Annotated in this window: 11 protein-coding genes and 1 tRNA gene; 3 read left to right on the plus strand and 9 right to left on the minus strand. The window is 72.0% G+C overall.

What is annotated here, in order from left to right:
- A partial coding sequence (locus ACFVHV_RS42260; protein WP_380358990.1) for a hypothetical protein occupies positions 1-600 on the minus strand: 600 nt, incomplete at its 3' end.
- Positions 601-964: 364 nt separating this feature from the next.
- On the opposite strand from ACFVHV_RS42260, the gene ACFVHV_RS42265 reads away from it, so the two are divergent.
- A complete protein-coding gene (locus ACFVHV_RS42265) occupies positions 965-1,174 on the plus strand; it encodes a DUF5703 family protein (RefSeq protein WP_359901238.1) in 210 nt (69 codons plus the stop codon).
- 151 nt (positions 1,175-1,325) lie between these two features.
- On the opposite strand, the gene ACFVHV_RS42270 is transcribed toward ACFVHV_RS42265, so the two are convergent.
- The 3 genes from ACFVHV_RS42270 to ACFVHV_RS42280 form a co-directional block, all read right to left on the minus strand.
- Positions 1,326-2,246, minus strand: coding sequence for a chaplin (locus tag ACFVHV_RS42270; protein WP_380358993.1), 921 nt, complete (start codon positions 2,244-2,246; stop codon positions 1,326-1,328).
- Between the two features lie 326 nt (positions 2,247-2,572).
- Positions 2,573-2,812 carry a chaplin gene (locus tag ACFVHV_RS42275; RefSeq protein WP_359901243.1) on the minus strand — a complete coding sequence of 80 codons (240 nt, stop codon included), beginning with the start codon at positions 2,810-2,812 and terminating at the stop codon, positions 2,573-2,575.
- Between the two features lie 256 nt (positions 2,813-3,068).
- Entirely contained in the window at positions 3,069-4,400 is a 1,332-nt protein-coding gene (locus ACFVHV_RS42280) for a M20/M25/M40 family metallo-hydrolase (RefSeq protein ID WP_359901245.1), read from the minus strand.
- A 291-nt stretch (positions 4,401-4,691) separates the two neighbouring features.
- On the opposite strand from ACFVHV_RS42280, the gene ACFVHV_RS42285 reads away from it, so the two are divergent.
- Positions 4,692-4,776 (plus strand) — tRNA-Leu (locus ACFVHV_RS42285).
- 181 nt (positions 4,777-4,957) lie between these two features.
- Here the strand turns inward: ACFVHV_RS42285 and ACFVHV_RS42290 are convergent.
- Positions 4,958-5,482: a hypothetical protein gene (locus tag ACFVHV_RS42290; protein ID WP_380358997.1), complete on the minus strand. Its 525-nt coding sequence runs from the start codon at positions 5,480-5,482 to the stop codon at positions 4,958-4,960.
- A 435-nt stretch (positions 5,483-5,917) separates the two neighbouring features.
- Positions 5,918-6,187, minus strand: coding sequence for a hypothetical protein (locus tag ACFVHV_RS42295; protein ID WP_359901250.1), 270 nt, complete (start codon positions 6,185-6,187; stop codon positions 5,918-5,920).
- Between the two features lie 398 nt (positions 6,188-6,585).
- Here ACFVHV_RS42295 and ACFVHV_RS42300 point away from each other — a divergent pair, with 398 nt between their 5' ends.
- Positions 6,586-7,170 (plus strand): MarR family transcriptional regulator, encoded by a 585-nt coding sequence (locus ACFVHV_RS42300; RefSeq protein WP_359901253.1) that lies wholly within the window; start codon positions 6,586-6,588, stop codon positions 7,168-7,170.
- Here ACFVHV_RS42300 and ACFVHV_RS42305 read toward each other — a convergent pair.
- From ACFVHV_RS42305 to ACFVHV_RS42315, 3 genes are all read right to left on the minus strand, one after another.
- Positions 7,163-7,912, minus strand: a complete 750-nt coding sequence (locus ACFVHV_RS42305) for a hypothetical protein (protein ID WP_380359001.1) — start codon at positions 7,910-7,912, stop codon at positions 7,163-7,165. The two genes, ACFVHV_RS42300 and ACFVHV_RS42305, sit on opposite strands and share 8 nt — an antisense overlap.
- A gap of 144 nt (positions 7,913-8,056) precedes the next feature.
- On the minus strand, positions 8,057-8,794 hold the full coding sequence (locus tag ACFVHV_RS42310) for a TetR family transcriptional regulator (RefSeq protein WP_359901257.1): 738 nt from the start codon (positions 8,792-8,794) through the stop codon (positions 8,057-8,059).
- A 98-nt stretch (positions 8,795-8,892) separates the two neighbouring features.
- A partial coding sequence (locus ACFVHV_RS42315; protein ID WP_380359003.1) for an acyl-CoA dehydrogenase family protein occupies positions 8,893-9,060 on the minus strand: 168 nt, incomplete at its 5' end.

A 9,060-nucleotide genomic window follows, 5' to 3' on the forward strand; every position in this document is an offset into this window, starting at 1 on the left:
GTCCGGATCCTCGTCGTCGTAGACCTCGCTCACGTCGAACCGGCAGATCAGCAGCTGCGGGTCGGCGTGCTCGAAGGGTTCGGGCAGCCACTCGCCCGGCTCGGTCGGCTCGGTGGCCGCGACCCAGAGCGTCGAGTCGGCCTCCTCCAGGCCGAACTCCTCGCTGCGGGCGGCGATCTCGTCGGGCTCGTACTCGCCGAACAGCACTCCGATCGCGGCGTTCACCCCGCCCGCTCCGGCTCCGCCCGGGGTCAGCGACTCGTCCAGCCGCTCGGCCTGGGCACGCAGTCGCTCGGGGTCGACGACGTGGTAGTCGCGGCGGATCAACACACTGATCGCCTCGGGCTGTTCGGGGCCGTGGTACCCGCCGGGGCCCTCGTCCCCGGGGATCTCGAAGGGCGTCACCTCGTCGTAGGCCTCGTACAGGAGCTGGTCGTAGGCGATGGCCGCCGTGGCGAGCTGCTCGTAGGCGGCGGTAACGGCGGGATCATCGGCTGCGTTGGGGCTTGACACCGCTTCCAGATGACGATCGATGGCGGCCTTGACCGCCTCAGCGGCGGCGCGTACCTCGGCAATGGTGGGCTGCGCGGCATCAGACATGGTGCAGACGCTATCTCCCCGCGGTGTCGGTACGCACAGCGGTTGTCACCTCCACCCGCGTTTTCACCGCAACTTCCCCCCTGATGTCCGATCCGTGCCACTTCGTCCCCACGCGGCACCGGCGCGAAACGGGCGCGGAGGGCGCGCGCCGGACTCGACGGGGCCGTCCGGGTGCGGCTTCGCGCGCCGGGATCGGGGTATCCCTTCCCCAGTGGCAACAGGACTGATGCGCTGTCAGCCGACGGCCCGGGTCACGCCTCTTCCGGCCGCCGCCTCCGCGCGGGAGGGACGGCCGGAAATACCCGGGCCGACCGTCCGGGGCAGGCCGTAGGCTTGCCCGAAGGTGATCCCCAGGAGGAGCGTTTTGACCCCACGGAAGCCGGTCCGGCAGCCGGAGTACGAGTACCAGTCCCTGCGCATGCCGCGCGGCACCACGCGCAACGCGGCGCGCCAACTGCTCACCGAGCACGCCGAGTACGGGCACTGGGAGCTCGACCGACTCAAGCTGTTCCCCGACGGCAGCCGGACGGTCCGGCTGAAGCGGCGGATCATCCGGCAGGTCCGGAGCTGGTGACGGGCGGGGCACCGGCACCCCGGGCGGGCCTCGCGTCGAGCCTCCGCGCGCCCGCGGCCGCCCGTTCGCCCGGCGGCCGCGGGTGGGTCGTTCCCGCTACGGGTGCGCGCGCGTCCGGTTCAGCGCGCGCCCCCGTCCCCGGTCGACCGGATCAGCGGACTCCGGCCCGGGCCCGGCGGTAGAGCACGCCACCGCCGAGCATCAGCGCGAGGCCGGCGGCACCGAGCAGCTCGACGCCGCCGGCGCCGGTGGAGGCCAGCTGGGCGGTCGGGGCGACCGTGGCGGCCTTGACGGCCTTGGCGGGCGCCACGACGGCCTGCTCGGCCGCGACGGGCGGCACGCTGTTGCGCGCGACGTTCGTCACCTCCTCGGAGGAGGTCTTCGGCGGGGTCGGGCAGGCCTCCACGCAGCCCTCGACCGGCTTCGGGGTGGGCTTCGGAGCGACCTTGGCCACGTTCACGCAGTCGTTGCCGAAGGCCGGGTTGCCGACGCCGACCACGTTGACCGAGTTGCCGCAGGCGTTGACCGGGACGTCCACCGGCGCCTGGACGCTGTTGCCGGAGAGCACGCCCGGCGAGTTGGCCGCGACGCCCGAGGCGCTCGCGCCCGGCACTGTGGCACCCGGGACCGAGGCGCCGGGCACGGTGGCACCCGGGACCGCGGAACCCGGGACCTTGGCACCCTGGCCGGCGCCGGTACCGGAACCGTCGACGCCGCCCACGCCGTCGGCGGGACGGCTGCCGTCGGAGTGACCGCCGCCGGTGGCGCCCGAGCCGCCGGGCAGGCCGTGCTGGACGGGCTTGGACGCCGGGTGACCCCCGCCGCCGTTGACGTTGGCGCAGTGGTTGCCGTAGGACGGGTTCAGCAAGCCGATCACGTCGACCGTATTGCCGCAGGCATTGATCGGCACCTGGATCGGCACCTGGACCGAGTTGCCCGAGACGACGCCGGACGAACCGACGGCACCCCCCTGCGCCTCGGCTCCTCCCGCATAGGCGTAGCCGGCGGCCGAGGCCAGCACGCTGCCCGTGGCCACCGCCGTGAGGATCCCCTTCTTGGCTACATTCCTCATTTTTTCCCCTGACATTTCGAGACGACGTGTCGACCTTGACATGAACCTTCAAAAAAGTCGGAATTTCCGTATATCCGTAAATCACGCAAGGGCTTCGGCTGCACACGAGTTAACGAGAGGCGAACGGGGAGGTTGAGCCGAACGAATCGGTTTCACCCGATCGAGCGATCGTGTCGGACCTCGTGTATCCGGCGGCCGCCGGACCCCGGAGCGGGTCCGGCCCGCACCGGACCGACGGGAACGCGAACGCCCCCGGCGCGGCGCGTCCGCCGCCCGGGGGCCGGTTGCGAATCGGCTCAACAGGCCTCGACGGCCCGGAGGTCGACTCAGACGTTGGCGCAGTGGTTGCCGAACGCCGGGTTCAGCACGCCGATGACGCTGATGGTGTTGCCGCAGAGGTTGACCGGGACGTGCACCGGAACCTGGATCTGGTTGCCCGAGAGGACACCCGGGGAGCCGGCGGCCACGCCCTCGGCACCGGCGTGAGCGGACGCGACACCGGCGGCGGCGAGCACCAGACCACCGGTGGCGGCGGCGACAGCGGCGATCTTCTTGACCTTCATCATTCCTCCTGTATGGACAACGCAACCCGTTCGGCGGGCTGCACAGGGATGAACGACGCTGCGGCAAACGGGGTACGGAACGGATCTCCCATTCACCCGCAACGGTGAGGTCTCGCACACATGATCAGCTTAAGATTTCCGGCAGAATCGCTTCTGTCGATCTTCCTTTCCCCGTCTCACAATCATCAGCTCCGACAATGCGCTCGGCCCGCCCCCGGCATTCCGGGAACGGGCCGACCCAGTCGCCTGATCAGGGGCTTCAGCAGGCGTCGATGAACCGGTCCAGCACCCGGGCACCGAACTTCAGGCCGTCCACCGGCACCCGCTCGTCCACACCGTGGAACATCCCGGCGAAGTCCAGCTCCGGCGGCAGCTGGAGCGGCGCGAAGCCGAAGCAGCGGATGCCGAGGTCCTGGAACGACTTGGCGTCCGTCCCGCCCGACAGGCAGTACGGCACCGCGCGGGCGATCGGGTCCTCGGCGCGCAGCGCGGTCTGCATCGCCTCCACCAGGGCGCCGTCGAAGCCGGTCTCGATCGCCTTGTCCGAGTGCAGGCTCTCGCGCTTCACGCGCGGGCCGAGCACGCTGTCCAGCTCGGCCAGGAACTCCTCCTCGTAGCCGGGCAGGAAGCGCCCGTCCACGTGCGCGGTGGCCTGACCGGGGATCACGTTCACCTTGTAGCCGGCGCCGAGCATGGTCGGCTGGGCGGTGTTGCGCAGCGTGGTGCCGATCATCTTGGCGATGCCGCCGAGCACGCGCAGCGTCTCGTCCATGTTCTCCGGGTCCAGCTCGACCCCGAGCGCGTCCGACAGCTCGTCCAGGAAGGCCCGGACGGTCTTGGTGATCCGCAGCGGGAACTGGTGCCGGCCGAGCCGGGCGACCGCCTCGCACAGCTCGGTGATCGCGTTGTCGTCGTTCTCCATCGAGCCGTGGCCGGCCCGGCCCTCGACCGTCAGGCGCATCCAGTGCATGCCCTTCTCGGCCGTCTCCACCAGGTAGAGGCGGACCTGGTCGTTGACCGTGAAGGAGAAGCCGCCGACCTCGCCGATCGCCTCGGTCACGCCCTCGAACAGCCCCGGGTGCTTGTCCACCAGGAAGCGCGCCCCGTAGGTGCCGCCGGCCTCCTCGTCGGCGAGGAAGGCCAGCACGATGTCGCGCGGGGGCTTGCGCCCGGTGCGCAGCCGGTCGCGGACGACCGCCAGGGTCATCGCGTCCATGTCCTTCATGTCGACCGCGCCGCGCCCCCAGACGCAGCCGTCCGCGATCTCGCCGCCGAACGGGTCGTGGGTCCAGTCCGCGGCGTTGGCCGGCACCACGTCGGTGTGGCCGTGGATCAGCAGGCCCGGACGGGAGCGGTCCTCGCCCTCGATCCGGACCACCGTCGAGGCCCGGCCCTTGGCGGACTCGAAGATCTTCGGTTCGAGCCCGAACTCGGCGAGCTGCTCGGCCACGTACTCGGCCGCCTTCCGCTCCCCCGGGCCGGAGCCGTCCCCGTAGTTGCTGGTGTCGATCCGGATCAGATCGCGACAGATCTCGGCGACCTCGGACTCAGCCGTCACCTTCGGTGCCGCCGACTCGCTCCGCTCGCTCACGGTCACTCCTCGTCTTGGGCCCGCACCGACGCACCAGCGCGCCACCCCCAGGACCTGCACCCGGGCCGTACGAGCACGTCCGCCCATCCTCCCCCAGCCCCGGATCCCGATCCACCCCCCGCGCACTCCCGAAACCCCCTGGTCACGCCCCCGCCACACGCCACCCCTTGCCACCGCCACCGGTCGTACCGGCCGACCGGGAATCGTTTTGGGACCCCAAGCCGATCTTTGCTACAGTTACATCTGTCAGCGCGACGGACGAGAGATCGGAAGCCGCGAGGACGACACCTGGTCCGGGTGGCGGAATGGCAGACGCGCTAGCTTGAGGTGCTAGTGCCCTTTATCGGGCGTGGGGGTTCAAGTCCCCCCTCGGACACCGAAGAAAGGCCCCAGTTGATCTGGGGCCTTTCTGCTTTTCGGCCACGGTTCTCCGCCGTGGCGCGACCGGTCGGACGCCCGGACGCCGGATGCCCGGCCGGTGGGTACCGGCCGGGCATCCGGATGGGCCTGGCCCGACGGGACGGTGTCGGGGTCACGCCCAAATCGGCGGGATTCGGTCAGCCCTGGCTGGCGGCGGGGGCGGCAGCGGCGGGCGCCTCGGCCGCGGGCGCGGCAGCAGCGGGGGCGGCGGCAGCCGGAGCCTCGGCCGCCGGAGCGGCAGCCGCGGGCGCAACCTCGGTCGCCGGGACGGCCGCGGGCGCAACCTCGGCCGCCGGGACAGCGGCAGGAGCAACCTCGGTCGCCGGGGCGGCCGCGGGAGCCTCGGCCGCGGGAGCGGCAGCCTCGGCCGCCGGGGCGGCGGCGGGGGCGACGTCCTCGTCGTTGAAGGTGGCACCCGCACCCGTGAAGGAGCCGGTGACGCCCTCGTCTTCCGCAATGATCCAGAAGCTGGCGTGCGAGACACCGTCGTGGCCGACGTGGGACTCGACCGCCGCGAGGGCGGCGGCGTCCTCGTTGGCAGTGAAGAAGCCCTTGCCGTAGTTCGCGTCGATGTCGCCGTGAGCCGAGGCCAGGCCGGCGCAGCCGAGCATGAGCGGAACGGTGAGGGCGCCGACAGCCACGACTCGCTTGAGAGCACGCATGAAAATCTCCTCCACGGAGTTTCTGGGTTGAGTGGCGGTGCCGTTCAGCCCCGCCGCGATTCAGAGAGCCACGCCCCGGATCCCGCCGCAACCGGCACCGCGACCCGTCCGGCCTCACGTCCCGTCAGAATCGCCGCCCCCACCAGCGGAAATACCGTTCGTATGCCTATCTGACAGGATCAGTCGGCTGGAGCACTCTGCGTCACTCCGCGCCACCCTCCGTCGCCACCGGGCCCCTGTCGCGGACCACCCCTGCGGAGCCGCCCCTCGACGGAGTCATCATGCGAACGGCTCGATACAACGGCCCGCCGTACGGGAACAGTTGGCCGGGACCTCCGAGCCCGCGGAACGGCGGGACCGCCGCTTCGGGCACAGGCGAATCCCCCCGGAGTTCGCGGGAACTCCGGGGGGATTCGCAACCTATGTCACTCACTGTCACCCGTGGTTCCAGGTGGCACTCGAACCCGTGAAGGAGCCGGAGACGCCGTTGTCGTCCGCCCAGATCCAGAAGTCGATGTGCGAGACGCCGCCGGGACCGGCGGAGGACTCGGAACCGGCGACACCGGCACCGTTCTGATTGGCGATGAACTGACCCTTGCCCCAGCTCGCGTCCAGGCCGTCGTGGGCCGAGGCCAGGCCGGCGCAGCCGATCACGAGCGGGACGGCGAGGGAACCGACGGCCAGGACACGCTTGAGAGCACGCATGAAAATCTCCTCCGCGGAGTTTCCGGTTGAGGTGGCGGCGGCACCGATCGGCCCGCCCCGACTCAGGGAGCCACGCCCCACATCCCGCCGCAACCGACACGGCGCCCACTCCGGCCGACGCGGCCTCTGACTCGCCGCAGTGACCAGCGGATACACATATCGGACGACTGCCGTGGGGGTCATTCGACCGGAGCAGGCCCACGACACTCCAACGGCCCCGCCCGACCCACGGCACAGGACACTCCCCCGGCGGCCCGACGCCCACGGGCTCCCGCCGAGCACGTCTCCGGCTTCCGCCGAAGTCTCTTCCGCTGCGGCCGAGTTGGCGGGCCGCCGCCCCTTGACAGGATTCCCGCGAAGTGCAGAATGACTTCATTATGAAGCAGGTAAATAAATCAATGGAGTCGTCGGCCGGTCCGCTGGGGCGGGATGCCGAGGGCCGGCTCTACGACAGCAGGGTGCGGACGGCCATGGGCGCGTTCACCAAGGGCGGGGACACCCTGGCACTGGAGGCCGCGGCCGCCGCACGATCGGCGTTCCACGCGGTGGAGAAGCTGCGGGCGCACGGATCGCAGGGACGGGGGTTGAGCGCGGGGGCGCTGGATGTGCTGGTGCGGCTCGGGGCCGCGGGTGAAGCGGGTGAAGCGGGGCTGACCGTGGGCGAGTTGGCCCGGGCCGGCGGGGTGAGCCCGCGCAACGCGACCGGCCTGGTGGACACCCTGGAGCGGGAGGGGCTGGCCCGCCGCTCCCCCGACCCGAACGACCGGCGGGCTGTGCTGGTCACCGCGACGCCCGAAGGTCTGGCCTGGCTGGAGGAGTTCCGGGTGCCCACCGAGCGCGCGATGGCCGCCGTGTTCCGCGGCTTCAGCCCCGAGGAGATGGCCCAACTGCGGCACCTGTGCCTGCGGTTGGTGGAGAACCAGCAGCAGATCGAGCAGTACCTCGGCGCGGTCGCGGACGGCCCGGGCCCGGACGTCAGCTGACCTCGGGCGCCTCCGCGCGGCCGGCCGGAGCGGCGTCCCGCTTCCGCCGGCCGCGCAACCACTCCGCGGTGATCAAGGCCGCCACCGTGGACACGATCAGCAGCGGCATCGCGTCGGCAGCCTGGCCGCCGAGCAGCGCGGCGGCCAGGACGGTGCTGGTGACGGGCAGGCCGGTGACGGCGGCACCCGAGGCCGCGAGGCCGACCGCCAGGGCGGGCCCGGCACCGAAGCCGGGCAGCGGCGCACAGGCCGTGCCGAGGGCCGTACCGAGCAGGAGCGCCGGGAAGATCGGGCCGCCGCGCAGGCCGCCGAGGGCGATCGACCAGCCCAGCCCCTTGAAGAGCACGAGGGCGAGCACCACGCCGAGCGGCAGACAGGCGAGCGCGGCCAGCACCACCCCGGGGACGGCGACGGGCATCGTGGGCGGGCCGCCGAAGCCGTCGACCGGGATGTGACCGCCGTGCCCGGGCAGCCGGGTCACGATCGGGGCGAGCAGCAGGCCGGCCAGCAGCAGCGCGGGCAGCGGCCACCACCAGGGGGCCTGGTGGTGGCCGAGCGTCTCCGGCAGGCTCTCCCAGACCCACTGCTGGAGCTCGTGCTCCAGGCTGACGAAGCCGAAGGCCGCCAGCGAGACCGGGACGCCGACCAGCCCCGAGACCAGCAACAGGCGGAAGTAGCCCTCGTGCAGCAGCACCTCGCGCAGGGTCGGGCCGCTGCTCCGCTGCTGGGACGTCGTCGGCATCGCCGCTCCCTCGCGCTCCCGGGCCGCCCGCCGTCGGGGAGGGCCGTCCCGGGACCGAGTCTCGCCCGGAGCCGGACGCCCCGCACGGCGCACGGGCCGTCGGCCGGGGCCACGGCGGACGCGGCTGCGCCGTGCGGGTGAGGGTCAGACCTGGCGGGCGTCGGCGCCCAGCGCGCTCTCGATGCCCTGCACCATCCGCCACAGCGGCGCGCGGCGGCTGGCGACCAGGACCACGACGTCGTCGGACTCGCCCTCGGCGGACTCGCCCTGGCGCTCGCCCCAGGTGCCGGTGACGAAGGCCATCGCCGCGTCCACCTCGGCCACCCAGTCGCTCTCCCCGCCCGAGCGCAACCAGGTGCGCAGGGCGTGGTTGTGCGCGGAGACGACGGCCGCGGCGATCACGTCCGCACGCAGCGGGCCGTCGGGGCGGTCGGCGAAGCGGCCGCGCAGATAGGCGGCCAGGGTGTGCTCGTAGCGCCAGACCACGGACAGCTCGTACGCGCGCAGGCCGGGCACCTTGCGGGTCAGGCGGTAGCGCTGGACGGAGAAGGAGGGCTGCTCGGCGTACATCCGCAGGACCAGGCGGGCGGCGTCGCAGGCGTGCCTGACCGGGTCCTCCTCACCGGTGCCGGAATCCAGGAACTCCGTCATCTCGGCGAGGCTGCGCTCGTGGTCGGGGAAGACCACGTCCTCCTTGGCCGGGAAGTAGCGGAAGAAGGAGCGCCGGCCGACGCCGGCCAGCGAGACGATGTCGTCGACGGTCGTCTGTTCGAAGCCGCGCTCCAGGAAGAGCTCGAAGGCCGCGGCCACCAGCGCCTCGCGCATCGCCGGCTTCGAGGGCCCGTCATTCATGGACTGGTCCTGCTCTTCCTTCTCACTCATTCACCGGAACTTAGCATCGGGACGATGCCTCGGCACCGACGGCCGGGCGGCCGGCCGACCCGCCGTCGGTGCACGTCGGGGTGGGGTGTCGGGTGGGGTTACGGGAGGTTGCGGGCCATCACGATCCGCTGGACCTGGTTGGTGCCCTCGTAGATCTGCGTGATCTTCGCGTCCCGCATCATCCGCTCCACCGGATAGTCCCGGGTGTACCCGTACCCGCCCAGCAACTGCACCGCGTCCGTCGTGATCTCCATCGCCGCGTCCGA

This window comes from Kitasatospora sp. NPDC127116 (genome assembly GCF_042677365.1).
GTDB lineage: Bacteria > Actinomycetota > Actinomycetes > Streptomycetales > Streptomycetaceae > Kitasatospora > Kitasatospora lactacystinica.